Origin of the sequence: Pseudoxanthomonas sp. SL93 (assembly GCF_026625825.1) — a bacterium.
GTDB lineage: Bacteria > Pseudomonadota > Gammaproteobacteria > Xanthomonadales > Xanthomonadaceae > Pseudoxanthomonas_A.
This window is the reverse complement of sequence record NZ_CP113065.1, coordinates 1,636,971-1,658,982: the sequence shown is the minus strand read 5'-3', so window position 1 is coordinate 1,658,982 and position 22,012 is coordinate 1,636,971. Positions and strand designations below refer to the sequence as shown.

General features: G+C 67.4%; 23 protein-coding genes. 17 read left to right on the top strand and 6 right to left on the bottom strand.

Annotated elements, in window-relative coordinates; genetic code table 11:
- Positions 1 to 7: 7 nt before the first annotated feature.
- Positions 8 to 556 carry a Smr/MutS family protein gene (locus OVA13_RS07825; RefSeq protein ID WP_267793213.1) on the bottom strand — a complete coding sequence of 183 codons (549 nt, stop codon included), beginning with the start codon at positions 554 to 556 and terminating at the stop codon, positions 8 to 10.
- 122 nt (positions 557 to 678) lie between these two features.
- Here OVA13_RS07825 and surE point away from each other — a divergent pair, with 122 nt between their 5' ends.
- From surE to OVA13_RS07800, 5 genes are read left to right on the top strand one after another with little or no spacing between them, the layout of a single operon-like run.
- Positions 679 to 1,458, top strand: coding sequence for a 5'/3'-nucleotidase SurE (surE, locus tag OVA13_RS07820; protein ID WP_267793212.1), 780 nt, complete (start codon positions 679 to 681; stop codon positions 1,456 to 1,458).
- Positions 1,455 to 2,147 carry a protein-L-isoaspartate(D-aspartate) O-methyltransferase gene (locus tag OVA13_RS07815; RefSeq protein WP_267793211.1) on the top strand — a complete coding sequence of 231 codons (693 nt, stop codon included), beginning with the start codon at positions 1,455 to 1,457 and terminating at the stop codon, positions 2,145 to 2,147. Before surE ends, OVA13_RS07815 begins: the two co-directional genes overlap by 4 nt.
- A gap of 5 nt (positions 2,148 to 2,152) precedes the next feature.
- Positions 2,153 to 2,803, top strand: coding sequence for an exopolysaccharide biosynthesis protein (locus tag OVA13_RS07810; RefSeq protein ID WP_267793210.1), 651 nt, complete (start codon positions 2,153 to 2,155; stop codon positions 2,801 to 2,803).
- A gap of 14 nt (positions 2,804 to 2,817) precedes the next feature.
- Positions 2,818 to 3,636 carry a peptidoglycan DD-metalloendopeptidase family protein gene (locus tag OVA13_RS07805; RefSeq protein WP_267793209.1) on the top strand — a complete coding sequence of 273 codons (819 nt, stop codon included), beginning with the start codon at positions 2,818 to 2,820 and terminating at the stop codon, positions 3,634 to 3,636.
- 20 nt (positions 3,637 to 3,656) lie between these two features.
- A complete protein-coding gene (locus tag OVA13_RS07800; RefSeq protein ID WP_267793208.1) occupies positions 3,657 to 4,505 on the top strand; it encodes an endonuclease/exonuclease/phosphatase family protein in 849 nt (282 codons plus the stop codon).
- Here the strand turns inward: OVA13_RS07800 and OVA13_RS07795 are convergent.
- From OVA13_RS07795 to yhbY, 3 genes are read right to left on the bottom strand one after another with little or no spacing between them, the layout of a single operon-like run.
- Entirely contained in the window at positions 4,493 to 5,104 is a 612-nt protein-coding gene (locus OVA13_RS07795; protein WP_267793207.1) for a D-Ala-D-Ala carboxypeptidase family metallohydrolase, read from the bottom strand. The two genes, OVA13_RS07800 and OVA13_RS07795, sit on opposite strands and share 13 nt — an antisense overlap.
- Positions 5,101 to 5,478: an Mth938-like domain-containing protein gene (locus OVA13_RS07790; protein WP_267793206.1), complete on the bottom strand. Its 378-nt coding sequence runs from the start codon at positions 5,476 to 5,478 to the stop codon at positions 5,101 to 5,103. The genes OVA13_RS07795 and OVA13_RS07790 overlap by 4 nt, the downstream gene beginning before the upstream one ends.
- A 47-nt stretch (positions 5,479 to 5,525) precedes the next feature.
- A complete protein-coding gene (yhbY, locus tag OVA13_RS07785; protein WP_267793205.1) occupies positions 5,526 to 5,831 on the bottom strand; it encodes a ribosome assembly RNA-binding protein YhbY in 306 nt (101 codons plus the stop codon).
- A gap of 104 nt (positions 5,832 to 5,935) precedes the next feature.
- On the opposite strand from yhbY, the gene rlmE reads away from it, so the two are divergent.
- The 5 genes from rlmE (at position 5,936) to OVA13_RS07760 (ending at position 10,966) form a co-directional block, all read left to right on the top strand.
- Complete coding sequence (rlmE, locus tag OVA13_RS07780) at positions 5,936 to 6,568, top strand: 23S rRNA (uridine(2552)-2'-O)-methyltransferase RlmE (protein WP_267793204.1); 633 nt, start codon at positions 5,936 to 5,938, stop codon at positions 6,566 to 6,568.
- Positions 6,569 to 6,617: 49 nt separating this feature from the next.
- A complete protein-coding gene (gene ftsH, locus OVA13_RS07775; protein WP_267793203.1) occupies positions 6,618 to 8,546 on the top strand; it encodes an ATP-dependent zinc metalloprotease FtsH in 1,929 nt (642 codons plus the stop codon).
- A gap of 113 nt (positions 8,547 to 8,659) precedes the next feature.
- Positions 8,660 to 9,181, top strand: coding sequence for a hypothetical protein (locus tag OVA13_RS07770; RefSeq protein ID WP_267793202.1), 522 nt, complete (start codon positions 8,660 to 8,662; stop codon positions 9,179 to 9,181).
- A 22-nt stretch (positions 9,182 to 9,203) separates the two neighbouring features.
- Positions 9,204 to 10,103 carry a dihydropteroate synthase gene (gene folP / locus OVA13_RS07765; protein WP_267793201.1) on the top strand — a complete coding sequence of 300 codons (900 nt, stop codon included), beginning with the start codon at positions 9,204 to 9,206 and terminating at the stop codon, positions 10,101 to 10,103.
- Positions 10,104 to 10,162: 59 nt separating this feature from the next.
- A complete protein-coding gene (locus OVA13_RS07760; protein WP_267793200.1) occupies positions 10,163 to 10,966 on the top strand; it encodes a cytochrome c in 804 nt (267 codons plus the stop codon).
- 40 nt (positions 10,967 to 11,006) lie between these two features.
- On the opposite strand, the gene OVA13_RS07755 is transcribed toward OVA13_RS07760, so the two are convergent.
- The gene (locus OVA13_RS07755) at positions 11,007 to 13,445 is read right to left on the bottom strand and encodes an HzsA-related protein (protein ID WP_267793199.1); all 2,439 of its coding nucleotides are present in this window, start codon (positions 13,443 to 13,445) and stop codon (positions 11,007 to 11,009) included.
- A gap of 734 nt (positions 13,446 to 14,179) precedes the next feature.
- Between OVA13_RS07755 and miaA the strand changes: the two genes are divergently transcribed.
- From miaA to OVA13_RS07725, 6 genes are all read left to right on the top strand, one after another.
- Positions 14,180 to 15,136 (top strand): tRNA (adenosine(37)-N6)-dimethylallyltransferase MiaA, encoded by a 957-nt coding sequence (gene miaA, locus OVA13_RS07750; RefSeq protein ID WP_267793198.1) that lies wholly within the window; start codon positions 14,180 to 14,182, stop codon positions 15,134 to 15,136.
- A gap of 117 nt (positions 15,137 to 15,253) precedes the next feature.
- A complete protein-coding gene (hfq, locus tag OVA13_RS07745; protein ID WP_267793197.1) occupies positions 15,254 to 15,532 on the top strand; it encodes an RNA chaperone Hfq in 279 nt (92 codons plus the stop codon).
- 34 nt (positions 15,533 to 15,566) lie between these two features.
- On the top strand, positions 15,567 to 16,910 hold the full coding sequence (gene hflX / locus OVA13_RS07740) for a ribosome rescue GTPase HflX (RefSeq protein ID WP_267793481.1): 1,344 nt from the start codon (positions 15,567 to 15,569) through the stop codon (positions 16,908 to 16,910).
- Positions 16,911 to 17,139: 229 nt separating this feature from the next.
- Positions 17,140 to 18,288, top strand: a complete 1,149-nt coding sequence (hflK, locus tag OVA13_RS07735; RefSeq protein WP_267793196.1) for an FtsH protease activity modulator HflK — start codon at positions 17,140 to 17,142, stop codon at positions 18,286 to 18,288.
- Positions 18,285 to 19,148 carry a protease modulator HflC gene (locus OVA13_RS07730; RefSeq protein WP_267793195.1) on the top strand — a complete coding sequence of 288 codons (864 nt, stop codon included), beginning with the start codon at positions 18,285 to 18,287 and terminating at the stop codon, positions 19,146 to 19,148. The genes hflK and OVA13_RS07730 overlap by 4 nt, the downstream gene beginning before the upstream one ends.
- 154 nt (positions 19,149 to 19,302) lie before the next feature.
- The gene (locus tag OVA13_RS07725; RefSeq protein ID WP_267793194.1) at positions 19,303 to 19,488 is read left to right on the top strand and encodes a DUF2065 domain-containing protein; all 186 of its coding nucleotides are present in this window, start codon (positions 19,303 to 19,305) and stop codon (positions 19,486 to 19,488) included.
- 78 nt (positions 19,489 to 19,566) lie between these two features.
- Here OVA13_RS07725 and OVA13_RS07720 read toward each other — a convergent pair whose 3' ends face one another.
- Positions 19,567 to 19,953, bottom strand: a complete 387-nt coding sequence (locus OVA13_RS07720; RefSeq protein WP_324288281.1) for an endonuclease domain-containing protein — start codon at positions 19,951 to 19,953, stop codon at positions 19,567 to 19,569.
- A 589-nt stretch (positions 19,954 to 20,542) separates the two neighbouring features.
- Here OVA13_RS07720 and OVA13_RS07715 point away from each other — a divergent pair.
- Complete coding sequence (locus OVA13_RS07715; RefSeq protein ID WP_267793192.1) at positions 20,543 to 21,835, top strand: adenylosuccinate synthase; 1,293 nt, start codon at positions 20,543 to 20,545, stop codon at positions 21,833 to 21,835.
- Positions 21,836 to 22,012: the final 177 nt, after the last annotated feature.

Genomic DNA, 22,012 nt, shown 5'->3' with positions numbered 1-22,012 from the left:
CTCGGGCTCAGCCACGTGGCCGTGCCAGCAGCACCAGCACCGCGCCGGTACCGCCCTGTGCCGGTGGCGCGGAGTGGAACGCCAGCACATCGCCGCGCTGTCGCAACAGCCGGTCCACCGTGTTCTTCAGGACCGGCGCATCGCGGTCCGAGCGCTGGCCCTTGCCATGGATGATGCGCACGCAGCCGTAGTCGTGGTCGTGGGCATCCGCCAGGAACTGGCGCAGCAGCCCTTCGGCCTGCAAGGCCGTGGCCCCGTGCAGGTCAAGCTCGTCCTGCACGGAAAACTGGCCGCGCTTCAACCGCTGGAAGATGCGTGGCGGCAGCGTGTCGCGGCGATGGCTGAGCGTGTCGCCGGCCGACAGCAGGGCGGTTTCGTCCAGGCCACGCTGGAATTCGCTGCGTGCATCCCGCTCATCGCGCTCGGCCATGCGCGCAGCGGGCTTGGGCGGTGCCTTGCGTGGCGGCAGTGGCGCGTCGTCGATCCGCCTGACATCGCCGATGGCCTCGCGGAACAGCGCGGCATCGTCATCATCCGGGGCGGCGGGGCGGGACATGCATCACAGCGTAGCGGCATTGCCGTGCGACGCAAGCACGGCAAGGCAAGGCGTGGATGGACCCTTGCGTTGGCGGGGCGTTGCGCGCTTCCGGTATCATGGGGCTGTTTTCGAGGAATCCCATGCGCGTACTGGTCAGCAACGACGACGGCGTTGACGCCCCCGGCATCCGAATCCTGGCGGAGGGCCTGCGGGCCGCCGGCCATGAGGTCTACGTGGTGGCGCCCGATCGCGATCGTTCCGGAGCCAGCAACTCGCTGACGCTGGACCTGCCCATCCGCCTCAAGCGCATCGACCACTACACGTGCAGCATCGCCGGCACGCCGACCGACTGCGTGCACCTGGCGCTGACCGGGATGCTGGATTTCGAACCGGACATCGTGGTGTCGGGCATCAACAACTCCGCCAACCTGGGCGATGACGTGATCTATTCCGGCACCGTCTCGGCGGCGATGGAAGGACGCTTCCTGGGCCTGCCCGCCGTGGCGATGTCGCTGGTCACGCACAACCATGAGCCGAAGCACTTCGAGACCGCCGCGCGCGCCGCGGTGGAGATCGTGGCGCGACTCAAGTCCGATCCGCTGCCCGCCGATACCATCCTCAATGTCAACGTGCCTGACCTGGCGTGGGCCGACGTGAAGGGATTCGAGGTCACCCGCCTCGGCAATCGCCACCGCTCCGAACCCTGTGTGCCGCAACCGGATCCGCGCGGGCGCACGGTGTACTGGATCGGTCCCGCGGGACGCGAACAGGATGCGGGGGCCGGCACCGACTTCCATGCCGTGCGCACGGGGAATATTTCCATCACGCCCATCCATGTCGACCTGACGCGCTACCAGGCGCTGGAAAAGGTCGCCAGCTGGGTCGGCGGCCTGACCGCGGCACTGGAGACGTCGGCGTGACGCCACGCCTGCGCCTGCAACCCGAAGCCGTCGGCATGGGCATGACCTCGCAGCGCGTGCGCGACCGCCTGGTCGAACGCCTGCGCGAGGGCACCGCCAACAGCGCGGGCATCGCTGACGAGCGCGTGCTGAACGCCATCCGCATGCTGCCGCGCCATCTGTTCGTCGATGAGGCGCTGGCGACGCGGGCTTACGAAGACACCGCGCTGCCCATCGGCCACAGCCAGACCATTTCGCAGCCGTGGGTCGTGGCCCGCATGACCGAGGTCCTGCTGGAGAATGCGCCGAAGAAGGTGCTGGAGATCGGCACCGGTTCCGGTTACCAGGCCGCGGTGCTTGCCGCGCTGGGCCTGGAGGTCTACACGGTGGAACGCATCGGTGACCTGCTGCGGCAGGCGCGCAAGCGCTTGCGCCAGTTGGGCATGAACGTGCGCAGCAAGCACGACGACGGCCGCATCGGCTGGGCGGAGCACGGCCCCTACGACGGCATCATCGTGACGGCCGCGGCGCCCGCGCTGGTGCAGGCGCTGATCGAACAACTCGCGGTGGGCGGCCAACTGGTTGCGCCGGTCGGCGGCAGCGGCTCGCAGTCGCTGGTGCGCCTGGTCAAGCGCGAGGATGGCGGGATTGATGAAACCACGCTGGCACCGGTGGTGTTCGTGCCGTTGCTTGCCGGCACGCTGGACTGAGCCGGATGACGTCTGCACACAGCGAAACAACCGGCAACGGCACGTCACTGGGCGAGCAGCTGGCCGACATCATCGACCGCCTGCCGGAAGACCATCTGAGCCTGGGCGAACTGCTGGACGTTTTCAGCGATGAAGGCCTGTTGCTGCTCACCATCCTGCTGACGCTGGTGTTCCTGATCCCGGTGTCGATTCCCGGGGTCAGCACGGTGTTCGGCGCCGCCATCCTGCTGGTGGGCATCAGCCGTCTGATCGGCCGTCCGCTGTGGTTGCCACAGCGCCTCAAGGCGCGCGCACTGCCGGCAGACCGCCTGCGTCCCGGTTTGAAGGCCGGCATGACGTGGGTGCGTCGCCTCGAAAGGATCAGCCGCCCGCATCGCTTGCGTGTCTTCGTCGACGGCCGTGCGCAGGATGTCTTCAACAATCTGGCCTTCATCCTGGCGGCGCTGCTGCTGATGGCGCCGTTTGGATTCGTGCCGTTCAGCAACACCCTGCCAGCCTTGGCGCTGCTGCTCTATGCGATCGGTTTCATCCAGCGCGATGGCGGCGCGGTGCTGCTGGGGCACCTGTCCAACATCGGTACGATGATCTACTTCGGTGTCCTCATCGGGGGCGGTGGGGTGGCGGCACATGAACTGTTCCAGCGCTTCACGAGTTGAACAACAGGAATAGGATGGATCTGGAAAACACGACGACGCGCCTGGCCACGACCCTTCGTTCTGGAACGAAGACATCGTTCCGCGTCCTTGTCATCGCCACGATCTGGCTGGCGCTGGCCGCCTGCTCGAGCACCGTCGTGCGCGAAACGTCCTCGACGCCCTCCCGGACCGCATCGCAGCCCAAGCCCGGGCAGACCGTGCGTGTGCAGCGCGGCGACACGCTGTACGGGATCGCATTCCGCAACGGTATCGACCAGCGCGACCTGGCCAGCTGGAACGGCATCGCAGCGCCGTACACCATCTATCCCGGCCAGATCTTGAAGCTGTATCCGGGAAGCGGGCGTGCGTCCACCAGCGGAACCACGACCCCCCGTCCGCCCGCCGCCACGACCACCCCGCGCCCGGTACCGCCGCCGGCCACAGTGACGCGGCCCCCCGTGATACAGAATCCGGCGAGCAGCGGCTTCGCCTGGCGCTGGCCTGCCGAAGGCCACATCATCGGGCGTTTCACGGCCGGCGATGCCACCAAGCAGGGCATCGATATCGCGGGCAGCAGCGGCCAGGCCGTGCGTGCGGCAGCCGATGGCGTGGTGGTGTATTCCGGCGCCGGGCTGGTCGGCTATGGCGAACTGGTCATCATCAAGCACAGCGAAGCCTGGCTTTCCGCCTACGGCCACAACCGCAAGCGGCTGGTCAACGAAGGCCAGAACGTGAAGGCCGGCCAGCAGATCGCGGAAATGGGCAGCAGTGGCGCGGCGCGAGAAATGCTGCACTTCGAGATCCGCTACAACGGCAAGCCGGTGGATCCGATGCTCTACCTGCCCAAGCGCTGAAGCGTCGGGGCCTGTATCTCATGAGGCTGCGCCTCTTGCCTGCCACCTGCGTCCTGTTGGCGGCGGCCATGCTCGTCGGTTGCGTACCATCGACGGCGAAGCGCGCAGCCCCCCCCGACACGCTGACGCTGGTCACGCTCAACCTGTGGCACGACAAGCAGGACTGGTCGCACCGGCAGGACCTTATCGTGGCGGAACTGGCCGCGTTGAAACCGGATGTCATCGTGCTGCAGGAAGTACTGCAGGATGTGGCGCTGCCGAACCAGGCCGGCGCGCTCGCGCAGCGACTGGGGTACGAATACCGCTTCTTCTCGGCCGATCCCCCGGCGCAGGCGCGTCGCTACGGCAACGCCATCCTGACGCGCACGCCGGTGGAGCAGACCCGCGAAACGAAACTGCAGCCACTTGACGACTATCGCAATGCGGGCTGGGTACGCACGACGATTGCGGGAAGGCCGGTGAATCTCTACGCGACGCACCTGCACTACACACCGGAAGGCGGCGCCATCCGCGCCCGACAGATCGCCAGCCTGCAGGCGTTCATGCGCTCGACGCAGGAGGACGTGCCCGTCGTCATCGCAGGCGATTTCAATACGGCGGCCACCACGCCGGAACTGGAACCCCTGCTGCTGCGCTTTGCCGATGCCTACGCCGACGCGCATCCGGGCGTGGACGTGGAAACGGCCGCCCACACCACGCTGAACACCCACCTCGGCCATCCGGCCACGCGCATCGACCACGTGCTGGTCCAGCGCGACGCATACCGCGTCGTCGACGCGCGGATCATCCTCGATCAGCGCGATGCGACGGGCGCCTGGCCCTCCGACCACTACGGCGTGTGGGTCAAGCTGGAACGTCAGCCCGACTGAGCGCGTGCCATGCACAGCGAGGTGCCACGACGGTGATCGCGGCCCCAGGTGCGGAATCCCGATGTGTCGATGTGGATGCGGGTGGGCGTGTAGAAACCCAGCCCCATGTCGAGCGACGGGCCTTGCGTGCGCCAGAAACGGCACAGCTGCACCACACGGTCCCCCTCCTCGGGCAGATCGAAATCGAGGGCGTTGTTGAGCACATGACGGCTGCGCGTGCTGCCGCCCGAACACTGGTTGAGCGCGTCGTCGCGGTAGCCCGACCTGGCCTGATCGGCCCGCACGATCCCCAACTGCTGCAGCCGGTCCACCACGCGCAGCGTCGATACGATCGCTGCCCGTCGGTGCGGCGGTGGCAGGCTGAATTCAGGCGCCGAGCAGGACCGCCACCGCCGGCTGGAGCGCAGCAGGACATGCAGCGGCATCACTTCGCCCACACCGTTTGCATCCAGCAGTCGTTGATAGGTCGCCGAGCCGGTGGCGTTGCCGCCGGTCCGCCATGCCTGGAAACGTTGCATCTCATCCGCGGGCGGCGGTTGGCAGCCCGGCAGCATGAGGCACGACAGCGCCAGCAGGCAGCCTGCCAGGCCGTGCCTCATGCAGGGGACAGCAGGAAGCCCGCCACCACGCGGCGGGCTTCGCCGGCGAGGATGTTGAAGGTGCGCGCGGCCGCGGCATTGGTCATCACTTCCAGTCCGACCCCTTGCCTGAGGCAGGCGGCCATCACTGCGGCGGGCGGGAAGACCTGGCGTTCGCCCGTGCCCAGCAGGATGACCTCAGGCTGCAAGGCCAGCAGGGCATCCATGTCGGCCGGCTCCAGCGCCGCGCTGTCCTGCACCGGCCAGCCTTCCTGCAGCTGCTGGGGTGAGAGGATGAAGCTGGTGGTCAGCACGCGGTCGTTCACGCGTGCCGTGTGGCCATCGGCGCCGCGAAGCGAGAAGGCGTAGTCGGGAAGTTCGTGGTTCAGCTGCATGGCGATCGGGTCAGGTGGGGCTGGCCGCCGACATCATCGGTGCCGGCTCAGCCGCGCGGCAGCACGATCTGCCTGCGTTCCTTGCTGGGGCGGTACAGCACGGCGGTATGGCCGATGCGCTGTACCAGGGTGGCATCCGTCTGGGTGGCCAGCTCGGTGATCATCGCATCGCGGGCGTCGCGGTCTTCCCCGGCCACCTTCACCTTGACCAGCTCGTGGTGCTCCAGCACCTCGTCCAGCTCGGCGACGAAGGCGGGCGTCACCCCTTTGCCGCCAATCTGCAGCAGGGCTTTCAGGTCGTGAGCCTGGCCGCGCAGGAAACGGGTCTGGGAAGGGGTCAGCGCGAGGGGCATGCGGTGCGGTACGGGTGGTAATGGGTGTTCAGGGTATCATGGCGGCCCCCCTGATCGGCTCCGGCGGCACGCGTCGCAGGCTGCCCGGAGACCTTTCCGCGCCCATGGCCACCCGCAGCAAAAGCAGCCAGCGCTGGCTGAAGGAACACTTCTCCGACCCCTACGTGAAGAAGGCGCAGGCCGAGGGCCTGCGTTCGCGGGCGGCCTACAAGCTGGAGGAACTGCTGGAACGCGACCGCCTGCTGAAGCCCGGCATGGTGGTCGTGGACCTGGGCGCCGCCCCGGGCGGCTGGTCCCAGTTCGTCCGCCAGGCGCTGGGCGACCATGGCCGGGTGGTGGCCATGGACATCCTGGAGATGCCCCCGCTGGCCGGGGTGGAATTCCTTCATGGGGATTTCAGGGAAGATGGCGTCCTATCGCAGCTGGAAGCCATGTTGAACGGCCAGCCCGTGGACCTTGTGCTGTCGGATATGGCCCCCAATAAGAGTGGTGTGGATGCGGTCGACCAGCCGCGCATGATGCATCTGGCCGAGCTGGCGATGGAGTTCGCCGACGCCCACCTGAAGCCGGGCGGGGCGTTCCTGATCAAGCTGTTCCAGGGCACCGGCTTCGACGACTACATCCGCGAGCTTCGCCGCCGATATGACAAGGTGGCGATCCGCAAACCGGACGCCTCGCGCAAGCGGTCGCCCGAGGTCTACGCGCTGGGCCAGGGCAAGCGCATCCAGATCAAGTAAGGTGTCGTAACGTGGTTAATGTGAAAGAGGAACGCTGGAGCCGATGAGGATGAACGACTTGACCAAGAATCTGTTGCTGTGGGTAGTCGTGGCCGTCGTGCTGATGGTCGTCTTCCAGAGCTTTTCCCCCAAGCTGGGCGCCGGTGCGGCGAGCGGCGAAACCACCTATTCCGAGTTCCTGAAGGAAGTCGACGCCGGCCGCGTGGCCTCGGTGCGCTTTACCAAGGACGGTACGCTGACCACCAACGTCATCGAGTACAAGCGGGGCGACGGCGCCACCGGCACGGTCTACGGTCCGCAGGACGAGCAGCTGGTCAACCAGCTGGTCGAGAAGAACGTCAGCATCACCCGCGACCCGCCGCCCAGCGGCATCTCGCTGGGCGTGATCCTGCTCAACTTCCTGCCCGTGCTGCTGATCATCGGTTTCTGGATCTTCATCATGCGCCAGATGCAGGGCGGCGGCGGTGGCGCGAAGGGTGCGATGTCCTTCGGCAAGTCGCGCGCCAAGCTGCAGGGCGAGGACCAGGTGAAGGTGACCTTCGCCGATGTCGCCGGCTGCGATGAAGCCAAGGAAGAAGTCGGCGAACTGGTCGAGTTCCTGCGCGACCCCGGCAAGTTCCAGAAGCTGGGTGGCAAGATTCCGCGCGGCGTGCTGATGGTCGGCCAGCCCGGTACCGGCAAGACGCTGCTGGCCAAGGCCATCGCGGGCGAGGCCAAGGTGCCGTTCTTCAGCATTTCCGGTTCCGATTTCGTCGAGATGTTCGTCGGCGTCGGCGCCAGCCGCGTGCGCGACATGTTCGAGCAGGCCAAGAAGCACGCCCCGTGCATCATCTTCATCGACGAAATCGACGCGGTCGGCCGTCATCGCGGCGCCGGCCTGGGCGGCGGACATGATGAGCGCGAGCAGACCCTGAACCAGCTGCTGGTCGAGATGGACGGCTTCGAGGGTGGCGAAGGCGTCATCGTCATCGCCGCGACCAACCGTCCCGACGTGCTGGACCCGGCGCTGTTGCGTCCGGGCCGCTTCGACCGCCAGGTGGTGGTGGGCCTGCCGGACGTGAAGGGGCGCGAACAGATCCTGCGCGTGCACATGCGCAAGCTGCCGCTGGCCGATGACGTCGAGCCGATGGTGATCGCCCGCGGTACCCCTGGCTTCAGCGGTGCCGACCTGGCCAACCTGGCCAACGAGGCGGCGCTGTTTGCCGCCCGCGAGAATGCGAAGGAAGTCCGCATGGACCACTTCGATCGTGCGCGCGACAAGATCCTGATGGGCGCCGAACGCCGTTCGATGGCGATGAGCGAGGACGAGAAGACGCTCACCGCCTACCACGAGGCCGGCCATGCCATCGTTGGCCGCCTGGTGCCGGAACACGACCCGGTCTACAAGGTCACCATCATCCCGCGCGGTCGCGCGCTGGGCGTGACCATGTACCTGCCGGAAGGCGACAAGTACAGCTACAACCGCACCGCCATCGAGTCTCAGCTGTGCTCGCTGTACGGTGGCCGCGTGGCCGAGGAGCTGATCTTCGGCGCCGACAAGGTCACCACCGGCGCCTCCAACGACATCGAACGCGCCACCAAGATGGCCCGCAACATGGTCACCAAGTGGGGCCTGAGCGACGAGATGGGCCCGATCGCCTATGGCGAGGAAGAAGACGAAGTCTTCCTGGGCCGTTCCGTCACCCAGCACAAGAACGTCTCCGACGAGACCGCGCGCAAGATCGACGAGGTCGTGCGCAGCATTCTCGACAAGGCCTACCAGCGTACCCGCAAGATCCTCACCGAGAACCTGGACAAGCTGCATACCATGTCGCAGCTGCTGCTGGAATACGAAACCATCGACGTGCCGCAGATCGACGCGGTGATGGAAGGTCGCCAGCCGCCGCCGCCGATGGGATGGAACAAGTCCGGCAAGGATGGCGACAAGGGCGATTCGCGCCCGCTGCCGCCGATCGGTGGCCCCGCCGCGCAGACCTGAGTCGCGTTGCCAGCCTGACGTCGAAAGGCCAGACTTGCGTCTGGCCTTTTTTTGGCCACGACGTTGCCGGAGGCGGGGTGCCGACGGGCGTCGCGTTGAGATAAGGGGATGTCATGAAGGGGAATGCGATGAAGGCGGTACGGAAGGGAGGCCTGCTGGTGGGGTTGTTGCTCGCGCTGCCGTTCGCGCACGCTGCGGATTTCACGGCGCAACGGACCGTGCCTTACGCTGAGGATTCGATCGTTGCCGGCAACATCAAGCGTGAGTGCGAGATCAGTACGCAGCTGCCGGCGGCGTTTGCTCGCTTCGCGGCCGAGTCAGGCCACCAGGTACACCTCCAGGACGCACCGGGTACCTCGTCGGGCCAGGTCGTGACGATGGAGATCCACGATGCCCAGAGCGCCGGCAATGCCTGGATGGGTCACCACAAGTCGGTCACCGTCAAAGGTTCGCTGTATCGCGACGGGCAGCAGGTGGCGAGGTTCGTGGCGCGCCGCAATTCGAGGGGTGGATTCGGCGGCGGTTTCAAGGGATCCTGCGCCGTGCTCGAGCGGACCGTCAATGCCATCGGCAAGGACGTGGCGGCATGGTTGAACAACCCCGTCGACGGCAGCGAGCTCGGCGATCTCCGCTGATCGTCGCATCAGGAAGACCGACATGTTCGACACCGTTCCCCAGCTCGACTGCGCAGGCCGCATCCTCAAGCTCGATCGTGCCCGGGTCATGGGCATCGTCAACGTCACCCCCGATTCCTTTTCGGATGGCGGCGCGCATGACACGCTGGAAGCCGCGGTCGCGCATGGCCTGAGGCTGGCCGAAGAGGGCGCGGACATCCTCGACATCGGCGGTGAATCGACGCGCCCAGGCGCCGAGGAGGTATCGCTGGAGGAAGAGTTGCGCCGGGTGATCCCGGTGATCGAACGCCTGGCGAAGGAAACCGCCCTGCCGATCAGCATCGATACCTCCAAGCCCGAGGTGATGCGTGCGGCCGTGCAGGCCGGTGCAGGCATGATCAACGATGTCTTCGCCCTGCGGCGCGACGGCGCGCTGGAGGCCGCTGCTTCGCTGGGCGTTCCCGTCGTGCTGATGCACATGCAGGGCGAACCGAGGTCGATGCAGGCCGCTCCGCAGTACGACGACGTGGTGGGCGAGGTGCACCGCTTCCTGGCCGAGCGCATCTTCGCTGCCGAGATGGCCGGGATCGCCAGGAAGCACATCGTCGTCGATCCCGGCTTCGGCTTCGGCAAGGACACTGCGCACAACCTGCAGCTGCTCGCGCAGCTGGACCGCTTTGTCGAACTCGGCGTGCCGGTGCTGGCGGGCCTGTCGCGGAAGCGCAGCATCGGCCAGCTGACGGGGCGTGACATCGCCAGCGAGCGCGTCTCCGGTTCGGTCGCCGCGCATCTCATCGCCGTGCAGCGTGGCGCCCGCCTGGTACGCGTGCACGACGTGGCCGCGACGGTGGATGCGTTGAAGGTATGGACGGCGGTCGCCGACGTGGTGCTGCCACGCAAGGCCGCCACGACGCCGACGCTGCGCTGGCCCGACGACGACTGACGTGGCCGGAGGCCGCGGCATGCCGCGTTGGAGCCATCAGGTCCGACGGGGAATGCGACATGCGTCATGCGCTGTGGATGGCCTGCCTGTTCCTTGCTGCGTGCGGACAATCACCGGCGCCGACGGTGCGCGTCGTTCCCGCAGCGGTGCAGGCGGCAGCAACGCCGGGTGATGCGGTCGAAGGCCTGCGCGTGGCCACCCGCGTGGGCTGCAATGGCTGCCACGGCGAAGGCGGGCGTGGTGACGTGTTCCAGGAGAACAAGGACATGGGCCGCATCGTCGCGCCCAACCTGACACAGCGTCGCGCGCTTTACGACGACGCGGCGCTCGCGCGACTGATCCGCGAAGGCAAGACCCATGACGGGCACGTGCCATGGGGCATGCCGATCAAGATGTTCCAGCACCTGAGTGATCGCGAAGTCCGCGACATCATCGCGTGGGTGCGCAGTACGCCTGCCATCGACAACCCTGGCCTGCCGGAGGGTCAATGGTCCGACGCCCTGATCAAGGCCACGCGCGACGGCACGCATCCCTGGCTGCCCGACATGCAGGCCGATGCGGGAAACGTGCCCCCCGCGGCACCGCCCACGGAAGCCTTGGCGCTGGGCAAACACCTGGCGATGACGTCCTGCACCGAATGCCACGGCTGGGACCTCAACGGCTGGGAAGGCGACCCCGCACCGTCGTTGGTCGTGGCCAAGGCCTACACGCTGGAACAGTTCACCCGGTTGATGCGCACGGGTGAAGTCGCGGCAGGCGGAAAATCGAAGACGGGGCTGATGAGCGGCGTGGCAGCCTACCGCTACCCGGTGCTGACCGATGCGGAGATCGGTGCGCTGAAGCAGTACCTGGATTCGCGCTGACCCCTCGCGACACCGGGAAGGTATCGCGAGGACCTGCGTTTCAGCGGACCTGCGCCTGGCTGCGCAACGTCGGCACGGTGTCGGCGCGCCGCGACGCACGGACGGTGGTCTGGATGACGTCGCTGGTCAGCGCGGACGTGGACGACGGCGAAGAGTTGGACGTCGGGGCCGCGACCGGCACGGGCTGCGACGACGACGGGGCATTGCGCACCGGCACCAGCGGCTGCGAGCTGTTGGCGCGGATGGGTCCACCGCCCGTGGACTGCTTCCAGTTGCGCAGCAGCGTGCGCAGCGCCTCCGGCTTGTTGGTGGATTCCAGCGCGCCGGCCTGGTTCTTGCTGTTCTCCCCATGGCAGCCCGCGCAGGTGCGGATCTCGCCCGGCTGCATCGTCACCCACACGCGTTCGCGCACGATGGCGGTGCCGGCCGCGTCGGTGGTCTGCCACGTCAGCGCACGGTTGGCCGGCACGAAGGCGGCGGTGGAACCATCGGCGGCGATCTTCACGCTGCCGGCCGGGCCACCGGGATTGGCCGGGTTGTGCGGGCTGGTGGTGGGCTGCGCGATCACGCGGCGCCCGGCGTTGTAGCCGTTGTACGCGCGGATCTGGTTGCCCTGCAGGATCTGGTAGTGGCTGATGTCGTAGACGCGGCCGCTGCCCTTGCTGGTCTTGATGCCGCCGGGGACCTGCAGGTTGAACGGCTGCTGGGTGTCGCCCTGGTCGCGGCTGGTCTGGTTGCGGGTGACGATCAGCGACAGGCCGTTGGTCTTCATCCAGTTGCGCAGCGCGGTTTCGTCGACCTGTTCTTCGGCCAGCACGGCGCTTTCAGGCGCCTCCAGCTTGAAGCTGCCACTGCTCGGGCGCGGGCGTGCCACCACTTCCACGGCTTCCAGTTCCCACAGCGTGCCGTTGTAGCTCTGCTGCACGTCCGGGGTCCACCACGATACCGACTTGTTGATGCCCGAGGTCAGCGGGCTGCCGGCAATGAGCATGCCGGAGGCATCGGTGCTGAGCTGGTGCAGGCGGAACTGCACGCCCGCCTGCACCGTGGCGCTCGGCGTGTACGTGGCGAGCATCTGCCCCGTGCTCATCGGCAGCGGGTTGCGGAAGCGGCCACCGGGCAGGCTGTTGTTGGTGGCGGCCGGCGAGGCGTCCACGACCGTCATCTGTTCGGCATTCAGCGTCGGCGCGCCGGTGAGGCGCACGATCTGGTCGCTGGTCATCGAACCGAACTCACGCGCATAGATCGCGTAGTACGTGCCCGGCGTGCGGGGATCCTCGCGCATCTGGAACAGGCCGCCGTCCATGCGCACGAACTTCTTGTTGGCGATGATGGCGGTGTTGCTGTAGTCCGACAGCGCGCTGTCACCCGCGAACGACTTGGTGATGTAGCCGAAGGACAGTTCCTGCCGCCCGATGTGGTTGAGCGTCAGCTCCTCGGTGCCGTCCTGGTTCATCTGCCACGGCGTGAACAGGTTGTAGTTGTACTTGTTGACCTGGCCGTAGGTGGTGCTCATGCCCAGGCGCGACTCGGGGAACACTTCCGGCTTCAGGCCCACGTTGGCGGCACCGGCCGCCTCGCTGGCCACGTCATAGGCGCCATAGGTCCCGGCGTCGGCCTGCTGGTCGCGCTGCAGATGGTCCCAACGGGTGAAGACCACGCGGCCATAGCTGTCGATGATGGGCGAGAACGCGCCGCTGGGTGCATGGTTGAGCATCTTCAACTCGCCCGAGGCCGGGTTGAGGCTGTAGATGCCGGTGACGGTCGGCGTGCTTTCGTACTCGTCCAGCTGCGGATACAGGTGCGCCTCGCCACCGCGGGGGCGGTCCGAGGTGAACAGGATGCGGTCATCGCTGGCATACAGCGGCGACACGTTGTTGTAAGCGGTCGGCTGGCCGGCCACCTTGGTGATGACCGCGGTCTGGCCCTGGGCCAGGTTGGTCACTTCGTAGATCTGCCACTTCACGTTGACGCCTGCGTACTGCTTGGCCGGCGCACCGACCAGCATGCTGAAGACGGCCTTGGTGCCACTCCAGTGCACGGTGGGCTCGCGCACCGCGATCGCATTGGCGGTCTGCAGGCCGTCCATGCCGTAGCCGGCTTCCCGGGTCAGGTTGCGCAGCGACCCGTTGGGGTAGCGGATCATCAGGTCGCCACCGCGGGGCACCGCGCCCATGTCGGTCAGGTGGTTGGCGAACGACGACAGGCGGCTGGCGAAGCGGTCGCCGCCGGGGACGGGCACCTGGGTGACAAACAGGATGGGCGTGCTCACGGCCGAGGTGACGACGGCCGCCGACGCGGTCGGCACGGCGGAAGCCGCCACGCGACTGCCCGACGCGGCCGCCGGTACCGCCTGCGCGGAGGCATCGGCAGGCGCGCTGACGTCGGCTTCGCCGCTGCAGGACGCAAGGAAAACGGACAGGCCCATGGCCAGCGTTGGCAGGAGCTTGGTGCGAAAGGCGCCGGAGGCAATGGGCATCAGGGTGCTCGTGATCGTTACGGGGTTTCGAAGGCACGCGCTGTCCCGTGCATGGGCAATGCCGTGCAACCGGCACCGTCTACGCAAGGCATGACGCGGAAGAAGCATCACCGGATCCGTCACGCACCCCGTTGAGAGGGCGCCCCCGTCGGCTCCGATATGGGCGGGTGAAGCAGTGGCGCTTCTACCCGACCATGGAATTGCGATGGAAGAATAACGGCCGCGCAGATAATCGCCAGCCCCAAAACGCAATACCGAGCACTGAAGCACAATATTGGCGATAAAAAATGAGTGACTTCAAAAATGGTCCCGCGATTGCGTGCGGGTCATCGCTGATTAAGGTTGTCCCATGGCATATCCGCGTCGGGCGTGGGGATTTCACGCGTCCTTAATCAGGGTCGCAGATGCCTCTTTTCAAGCGGTATTGGACAGGCTGCCGCTGTGTTGTCCCTTCCAGGTCCGGCCTCTGGTGTAACCGTGCTTCCTCATCGGGATCTGCGGGACGGAATGAGGTGGCGTCGTCGGAATAATGCTGATGGCGGTCGCAGGTCCGCGTGGATTAAGTCGCCCGATTATCAGGACGCCACGTCCCTGCAATATCCGTTCCGAATGAAACCGGCACGCCGGGCGTCACCTTCGCGCGGCCGTGCAGGTTCCGGCAGGCGCACCTGCTCGCCATCGTCCTGCCCCCCGCAGGCTAAGCTGTACGCCCTTCGCTGCGCTGCCACGCTCCCATGCCGGTCGATCCGCGCCCGCTCGCCCTGGCCATCATGGGGCCCACCGCTTCGGGCAAGACCGCGTTCGCGCTGGAGGTGGCCGAACGCTTCGATGGCGAGATCGTCAGCGTCGACTCGGCCCTGGTCTACCGTGGCCTCGACATCGGCGCGGCCAAGCCGACCGGGGAGGAACGTGCCCACGTGCCGCACCACCTGCTGGACGTCCGGGACCCCTGGCAGACCTATTCGGCGGCGGAATTCGCCCAGGAGGCGCGCCAGGCCATGGACGACATCGCGGCGCGCGGACGGTTGCCGGTGCTGGCGGGCGGCACCGGTCTGTACTTCCAGGCATTGCTGGAGGGGCTGGCGGCCATGCCCCCTGCGGACCCGGCGCTTCGCCAGCAGATCGCTGCCGAAGCGCAGGCCCGGGGCTGGCCGGCCCTGCATGCCGACCTGGCGCAGGTCGATCCGGCCGCTGCCGCCCGCATCCATGCCACCGACCCGCAGCGCATCCAGCGGGCGCTGGAGGTGTTCCGCCTGACCGGCACGCCGATCAGCCAGTGGCAGCGCGAAGCACGCGGCCAGCGCCTGCCGTACCGCGTGCTGAAGCTGGTGCTGGCACCGGCGGACCGCGATGTGCTGCACGAACGCATCGCCCGCCGCTTCGACCTGATGCTGGCGCAGGGCTTCCTGGACGAGGTCCGTGGCCTGCGCGCGCTGCCCGCCATGCAGGCCGTGCCGGTCCCGCTGGACCTGCCGGCGGTGCGGGCCGTGGGTTACCGGCAGGCCTGGGAGTGGCTGGACGGGCAGGGCAGCGCCGCCGACTTCCGCGAACGCGCCATTGCCGCCACCCGCCAGCTGGCCAAGCGGCAGCTGACCTGGCTGCGCGGCGAACTGGACGCCCGCTGGTTCGACCCGGCGCATCACCAGGAGCGCCTGCGTCAGGCACTTTCGCTGTTTCTGGGCAACCGGTAGCTGGTCAAGGCCCCGATGTTGTGTAACATCGGGGCTCCGGACGGCTGGGGAGCTGGTTTGCCGGTCCGGTCTGAAGCACCTCATACCAACTATAAGAACGCAAGGCGGGAGTACGACATGTCCAAGGGGCAATCCCTGCAGGATCCTTTCCTGAATGCACTGCGGCGCGAGCGCGTGCCGGTTTCGGTCTACCTGGTCAACGGCATCAAGCTGCAGGGCACCATCGAATCGTTCGACCAGTTCGTGGTCCTGCTGCGCAACACGGTCAGCCAGATGGTCTACAAGCACGCCATTTCCACCGTGGTGCCGGCGCGCAACGTGCGCGTGGGCCCGGGCGGCGGCTATGTCCAGCAGGGCGAGGACGGCGAAGAAGGCGGGGAAGACGAAACCGCGTGATAATGCATGCCTCGTTTGAAGAGGCATGACCCCATTGTTTGAAAGATCCCGCAAGGGCGAGCATGCGTTGCTGATCCAGCCGCATGCCGGCGGTCCGCCCGACGACGGCGCCACCGAGGAATTCGCCGACCTGGCCCGCTCCGCCGGTGCCACGGTCGCGGCGTTGCTGACCGCACGCATCGACAAGCCCAGCCCGTCCACGCTGATCGGCAGTGGCAAGCTGGAGGAAGTGAAGGCCGCGGCCGACGCCACCGGCGCCGACCTCATCCTGGTGAATTTCCCGCTGTCGCCCGGCCAGGAACGCAACCTGGAGAAACTCCTGCAGCGCCGCGTGCTGGACCGCACCGGACTGATCCTGGACATCTTCGCCCAGCGCGCCCGCAGCCACGAAGGCAAGCTGCAGGTCGAACTGGCGCAGTTGAAGCACATGGCCACGCGCCTGGTCCGAGGCTGGACCCACCTCGAGCGCCAGCGCGGCGGTTCCATCGGCCTGCGCGGCCCCGGCGAAACGCAGTTGGAAACCGACCGTCGCCTGCTGCAGAAGCGGGTAGAACAACTGCAGAAGCGGCTGGAAAAAGTGGAAGTGCAGCGCACCCAGATGCGCCGGGCGCGCGTGCGCAGCGAGCTGCCGCGCGTGGCGTTGGTGGGCTACACCAACGCCGGCAAGTCCACGCTGTTCAACGTGCTGACCGGTGCCGAGGCCTACGCGGCCGACCAGCTGTTCGCCACGCTGGACCCCACCGTGCGCCGGGTGGAACTGCCGGGCGGCGGCGTGGTGCTGGCCGATACCGTCGGTTTCGTCCGCGACCTGCCGCACGAACTGGTCGCGGCATTCCGCTCCACCCTGGCCGAAGCGCGCGAGGCCGACCTGCTGCTGCACATCATCGATGCCGCCGATCCGCTGCGTGAAGAACGCATCGCGCAGGTGGACGAAGTGCTGCAGGAAATCGGCGCGGGCGATCTGCCGCAGATGCTGGTGTTCAACAAGATCGACCGCATCGAAGGCGCCCAGCCGCGGCACGACCAGCCCGATCCGGGCGTGGCCGACGGGCAGGCACCCAGTGCGGGCATGGGCCGCGAGCGCGTGTGGATTTCCGCGCGCGACGGGCAGGGCATCGACCTGCTGCGTGGCGCGCTGGCGCAGCGGCTGGGGTTCCAGCGCGTGCGCGGTCGGCTGGACCTGCCGGCGAATTCGGCGCGCCTGCGTTCGCGCCTGCATTCGCTGGGCGCGGTGCTGTCCGAAGACCACGATGAGCATGGCTGGCATCTCACCGTCGACCTGGCGCTGGCCGATGCGCAACGCCTGGCCGCGCAGGCGGGCGGACATCCGCTGGAAACGCTGCTGCCCGCCACGGAGGCGGAGGACTGGCGGCAGTAGGACGGCGCTGGCTTGTTGTAGGAGCGACGTCAGTCGCGACCGCGGAAATTCCGTGACAGGGTTCTTGTCCCGGGCGATTCGTCCATGCGGTCGCGACTGACGTCGCTCCTACAGGGGATCCGGGTCCCATGACCTCCCGGCCTTGTCTGCGGGCCGGGTTGGCCCAATCTTGTAGAATCGGACACGCGCCGGTCCTCGGCCCGCGCGAACTTTTCACTTCGGAGTGGGCATGGCCTGGAACACCCCTGGAAGCGGCGGCTCTGGCAGCGGCGGATCTGGCAACAACGGAAACCGTAATCCCTGGAAACCCCGCGGCGGCGGCTCTGGCAGCGGCGGCGGCATCGGCGAAGTGATCGAGCGCCTGCGTGGCCTGTTCGGCGGCAACGGCGGTGGCGTCAATCCGCTGCGCTGGGTCGCCATCGGCCTGGGCATCCTGATCCTCTTCAGCAGCTTCCAGCTGATCGGCGAACAGCAGCGCGGCGTGGTGCTGCGCTTCGGCCAGTTCGCCCGCGTCATGGATCCGGGCCCCAACTTCAAGTGGCCGTGGCCCATCGAAAGCGTCACCAAGGTCAACGCCACCCAGGTGAACAACTTCAGCAACACCGTCTCGGTGCTGACGCGCGACGAGAACATCGTGCGCATCCAGTTCAACGTGCAGTACCGCGTCAGCGACCCGCGCCTGTACCTGTACGGCACGCGCGCTTCGGTGGCGGTGCTGGAACAGGCCGCGCAGAGCGCCGTGCGCGAGCAGGTCGGCCGTTCCGACTTCAATGCCGTCATCAACGAGCGCGGCCCGCTGGCCGAAGCCGCGAAGGTGCGGCTGCAGGCTTCGCTGGCGGCGTACAGGACCGGCCTGCTGGTCAGCACGCTGGAACTGCAGGACGCCCGCCCGCCGGAAGAAGTGCAGCCCGCGTTCGACGCCGTCAACGGCGCGCAGCAGGTGCGCGAAAGCCTGATCAACGAAGCCCAGGCCTACGCCGCCAAGGTCGTGCCGGAAGCCCGCGGTGAAGCCGCCCGCCGCCGTACCACCGCCGAAGGCTACAAGTCGTCCATCATCGCCAAGGCCGAGGGTGACGCCGCGCGCTTCAACCTGCTGCAGGCGCAGTACAAGGATGCCCCCGACGTCACCCGCAAGCGCCTGTGGCTGGACACCGTGCAGCAGGTGCTGTCCGAAAACCGCAAGGTCATCGGCGGTGACAGCCGCCAGCTGATCTACGTGCCCATGGCCGGCGCCGGTGCGCCGTCCGCGCAGGGCGCGGCCCAGGCCGCGCTGCCGTCCGAGGTGGTGATGCCGTCGGTGGAAAGCACGCCGTCGGGCAGTGCACGCAATGCGGTGCGCACACCGCGACCCGCAGGCCGTGAGGAGCCGCAGCGATGAAAACTTCCCTTCTTGTCGGCATCATCGTCGCTGTCCTGCTGGGCCTGATGGGCTCGGTGTACGTGGTGCGCGAAGGCGAGACCGCGATGGTCTTCAACCTGGGCCGCGTGGTGCGCGCCGGCATCAAGCCGGGCCTGCACTTCAAGGTGCCGCTGGTGGAAACCGCGCGCGTCTTCGATACCAAGCTGCAGGTGCTGGAGATGACGCCCGCGCGTTACTTCACCTCCGAGCAGAAGGACGTGCTGGTGGACTTCGTGGCCATCGGCTACATCCAGGACGTCAGCGCCTTCTATCGCGCCACCGGTGGCGTGGACAGCGTGGCCACCGATCGCCTGTCGCCCATCATCACCAGCTCGCTGCGCAACGAGATCAACTCGCGCACGCTGCGCCAACTGGTGTCCGGCGACCGCAACGAACTGATCGCCAAGCAGCTGGGTGCCATCAACGAAGACGCCAAGGCGCTGGGCATGCGCATCGTCGACATCCGCCTGAAGCAGGTCGACCTGCCCACCGACAACGACGTGCTGCAGAACGTGTACGAGCGCATGAGCGCCCAGCGCCGGCAGGAAGCCAGCCGCCTGCGCGCGGAAGGCGAGGAACAGGCCCGCACCATCCGTGCCCAGGCCGACCGCGACCAGACCGTGCTGGTGGCCGAAGCGGAACGCGACGCCCAGAAGCTGCGCGGCGAAGGCGACGCCACCGCCGCCCGCATCTACGCCGAAGCCGCCAACCGCGACCCCGCGTTCTACGCCTTCCAGCGCAGCCTGGAGGCTTACCGTGCCTCGTTCTCCGATGGCAACAGCGTGATCGTGCTGGACAAGGACGACCCGTTCCTGCAGTACCTGCGCAGCGACCGCTGAGCCGGTAACCCGTCGTCTTCTGACCCCCCCGTGCTTATGCACGCGGGCAGGGTGCGGCCGGCGCATGCGTCTTTGCGCGTTGACTGCTGCAAACGGCCCTGGGGATGCGCCAATCCCCCGCGCCGTCTGGAATCCCCCCTTCCGGCTCGCCCCCATGCCCGAACTCTGGTCCGCCCTCTGCCTTGTCATCATCGTCGAAGGCCTGGTGCTGTTCGCCGCCCCCGGTGGCTGGAAGCGCACGGCCATGCAGCTGCTGTACCTCAGCGACCGCGAACTGCGCACCGTCGGCGGCGTCATCCTGATCGGCGGCCTGCTGGCCCTGTGGTGCCTGCGGCATTGAAGTCGCCTGGCGTCGCTGCATCCGACGTCAGCTGACGCCACGGCCGGGCAGGCGACACGCCGCCGGAGAAATCCGTACTCAATCCTTCTCCCTGCCTGCAGGGAAAAGGTGCCCGCAATCCGGATGAGGGACAAGCGCGATGGCGATCGCCTCCAGCACGCTGTGCGTGTCCCCAAGTACCGTGTCATTCCAGAAACGAACAACGCGATACCCCCGTTGTTCGAGGAATTCCGTACGCATCTGGTCCTGCGCTGATTGCGCCAGATGCTGGCTGCCGTCCAGCTCCACGATCAACCCTGCATCGCAGCAGGCAAAATCGGCAAAGTAGGGTCCTACCCGGTGCTGGCGCCGGAACTTGAAACCGAGCAGGCGTCGACCGCGCAAGTGCTGCCATAGCACGGACTCAGCCTCCGTCTGCGCTTGCCGCAAGTGGCGCTCACGTCGGTGGTTCTGTCGGCCGCGCATGATGCTGGTCCCGTTGCTCCGTTTCTCCGAGCATTGCGCCGGCGTGGTTCCCTGCGCGTCGGGCGTGCACCTGTGCCGGGTAGGAAAAGCGCCCCTCATCCGCCCTCCGGGCACCTTCTCCCCGCTGCACGGGGAGAAGGAGAGGCAGGGCGTCGGCTGTTGGTTCAGTGGCAGCACCCGGTTGGGTGACCGTTCCGCTGCACTCCCTCTTGCGCAGGCGGAGAGGAAAGACAGGGGAATCGGTTGAGGCTTGAGTCCCAGCGCCCGTATTGGGGGTCGCTGCCTCCTTCTCCCTGCGCCAGCGGGGAGAGGGTGCCCGAAGGGCGGATGAGGGGCGAGCGGAGTCAGCCCGCCCGAGCCTCCACGGGCCAGCAAGGCGCAAATCCGCCCCCCACGGGGTAGCCCCCGCCCCCCAAAACCCGGATAATGCACAAAAGCCGGACGGGCGCTCTGAAGAGCCAACCCCGCCCGGCTTTTTCCATGTCTGGGGGTGACCCGCGGGGCGACAACGGTCGCGGCTGCGGCGCCCGGGTCTGCCGATCCGCGCGACTCACGTCGTCCCCACAATGAATCTCCTGGAGTCAGTGCAATGGGTCAGTCAGTCGTCGTTCTCGGTGCCCAGTGGGGCGATGAAGGCAAGGGCAAGATCGTCGATCTGCTCACCGAGGAAATCGGTGCGGTCGTCCGTTTCCAGGGCGGCCACAATGCCGGCCACACGCTGGTCATCGGCGGCAAGAAGACCGTCCTGCACCTGATCCCCTCCGGCATCCTGCGCCCCGACGCGCTGTGCCTGATCGGCAACGGCGTGGTGCTGTCGCCGGCCGCCCTGATGAAGGAAATCGGCGAGCTGGAAAGCGCCGGCGTCGAGGTGCGTTCGCGCCTGAAGATCTCCCCGGCCACGCCGCTGATCATGCCGTACCACATCGCCCTGGATCAGGCCCGCGAAAAGGCCGCCGGCGGCAAGGCCATCGGCACCACCGGCCGCGGCATCGGCCCGGCGTACGAAGACAAGGTGGCGCGCCGCGGCATCCGCGTGGCCGACCTGCATTACCCCGACCAGCTGGCCGAGAAGCTGCGCGCGGCACTGGATTACCACAACTTCGTGCTGACCCAGTACCTGGGCGTGGAAGCCGTCGACTTCCAGCAGACGCTGGACGAAGCGTTGGCCTTCGGCGAATACGTGCAGCCCATGAAATCCGACGTGGCCGGCGTGCTGCATGACCTGCGCAAGCAGGGCAAGCGCGTGCTGTTCGAGGGCGCGCAGGGTTCGCTGCTCGACATCGACCACGGCACGTACCCGTACGTCACCAGTTCCAACACCACGGTCGGCGGCGCACTGGCCGGCACCGGCGTGGGTGCGGACGCCATCGACTACGTGCTGGGCATCTGCAAGGCCTACGCCACGCGCGTGGGCGGCGGCCCGTTCCCCACCGAGCTGGACGACGAGATCGGCGAGGACATCCGCAAGAAGGGCCAGGAATTCGGCGCCACCACCGGCCGTCCGCGCCGTTGCGGCTGGATCGACATCGTCGCGCTGAAGCGTGCGGTGGCCATCAACGGCATCAGTGGCCTGTGCATCACCAAGCTGGACGTGCTGGACGGCATGAAGTCGCTGAAGATGTGCATCGCCTACGAATACCGTGGCAAGCGCACCGAATACGCACCGCTCGATGCCCAGGGCTGGGACGAATGCACCCCGGTCTACCTGGAGTTCCCGGGCTGGGACGAGAACACGCACGGCATCACCGAGTGGGACAAGCTGCCGCCCGCCGCCCGCGCCTACCTGCGCGCGCTGGAAGAACTGTCCGGCTGCCCGCTGGCCATCGTCTCCACCGGCCCGGACCGCGACCACACCATGGTGCTGCAGGACCCGTTCGCGTAATCCGCCCTGCTGGCGCAGGCCGGCACCGGCGTATCGAAGAAAGCCCCGCGCAAGCGGGGCTTTCTGGTTCATGGGGCCGGGAAAAATCCCCGGCGCGTCGCCAAGCGACATCGGTTGGAATGGATTCTCAGGGCGCGTTGGCGATCTTCGGCAGATAGAAGTACGCGAGCAGGAGGA

Excerpts from the sequence above, each read along its gene's own strand:
- folP (WP_267793201.1), top strand. The coding sequence starts at position 9,204 with ATGTTCGACACCGTTCCCCAGCTCGACTGCGCAGGCCGCATCCTCAAG.
- OVA13_RS07790 (WP_267793206.1), bottom strand. The coding sequence starts at position 5,478 with ATGCAGCTGAACCACGAACTTCCCGACTACGCCTTCTCGCTTCGCGGC.
- ftsH (WP_267793203.1), top strand. The coding sequence starts at position 6,618 with ATGAACGACTTGACCAAGAATCTGTTGCTGTGGGTAGTCGTGGCCGTC.
- miaA (WP_267793198.1), top strand. The coding sequence starts at position 14,180 with ATGCCGGTCGATCCGCGCCCGCTCGCCCTGGCCATCATGGGGCCCACC.
- rlmE (WP_267793204.1), top strand. The coding sequence starts at position 5,936 with ATGGCCACCCGCAGCAAAAGCAGCCAGCGCTGGCTGAAGGAACACTTC.
- yhbY (WP_267793205.1), bottom strand. The coding sequence starts at position 5,831 with ATGCCCCTCGCGCTGACCCCTTCCCAGACCCGTTTCCTGCGCGGCCAG.
- OVA13_RS07825 (WP_267793213.1), bottom strand. The coding sequence starts at position 556 with ATGTCCCGCCCCGCCGCCCCGGATGATGACGATGCCGCGCTGTTCCGC.
- OVA13_RS07725 (WP_267793194.1), top strand. The coding sequence starts at position 19,303 with ATGCCCGAACTCTGGTCCGCCCTCTGCCTTGTCATCATCGTCGAAGGC.
- OVA13_RS07730 (WP_267793195.1), top strand. The coding sequence starts at position 18,285 with ATGAAAACTTCCCTTCTTGTCGGCATCATCGTCGCTGTCCTGCTGGGC.
- surE (WP_267793212.1), top strand. The coding sequence starts at position 679 with ATGCGCGTACTGGTCAGCAACGACGACGGCGTTGACGCCCCCGGCATC.
- OVA13_RS07770 (WP_267793202.1), top strand. The coding sequence starts at position 8,660 with ATGAAGGGGAATGCGATGAAGGCGGTACGGAAGGGAGGCCTGCTGGTG.
- hfq (WP_267793197.1), top strand. The coding sequence starts at position 15,254 with ATGTCCAAGGGGCAATCCCTGCAGGATCCTTTCCTGAATGCACTGCGG.
- OVA13_RS07720 (WP_324288281.1), bottom strand. The coding sequence starts at position 19,953 with ATGCGCGGCCGACAGAACCACCGACGTGAGCGCCACTTGCGGCAAGCG.
- OVA13_RS07805 (WP_267793209.1), top strand. The coding sequence starts at position 2,818 with ATGGATCTGGAAAACACGACGACGCGCCTGGCCACGACCCTTCGTTCT.
- OVA13_RS07715 (WP_267793192.1), top strand. The coding sequence starts at position 20,543 with ATGGGTCAGTCAGTCGTCGTTCTCGGTGCCCAGTGGGGCGATGAAGGC.
- OVA13_RS07795 (WP_267793207.1), bottom strand. The coding sequence starts at position 5,104 with ATGAGGCACGGCCTGGCAGGCTGCCTGCTGGCGCTGTCGTGCCTCATG.
- OVA13_RS07760 (WP_267793200.1), top strand. The coding sequence starts at position 10,163 with ATGCGTCATGCGCTGTGGATGGCCTGCCTGTTCCTTGCTGCGTGCGGA.
- OVA13_RS07810 (WP_267793210.1), top strand. The coding sequence starts at position 2,153 with ATGACGTCTGCACACAGCGAAACAACCGGCAACGGCACGTCACTGGGC.
- hflK (WP_267793196.1), top strand. The coding sequence starts at position 17,140 with ATGGCCTGGAACACCCCTGGAAGCGGCGGCTCTGGCAGCGGCGGATCT.
- OVA13_RS07800 (WP_267793208.1), top strand. The coding sequence starts at position 3,657 with ATGAGGCTGCGCCTCTTGCCTGCCACCTGCGTCCTGTTGGCGGCGGCC.
- OVA13_RS07755 (WP_267793199.1), bottom strand. The coding sequence starts at position 13,445 with ATGCCCATTGCCTCCGGCGCCTTTCGCACCAAGCTCCTGCCAACGCTG.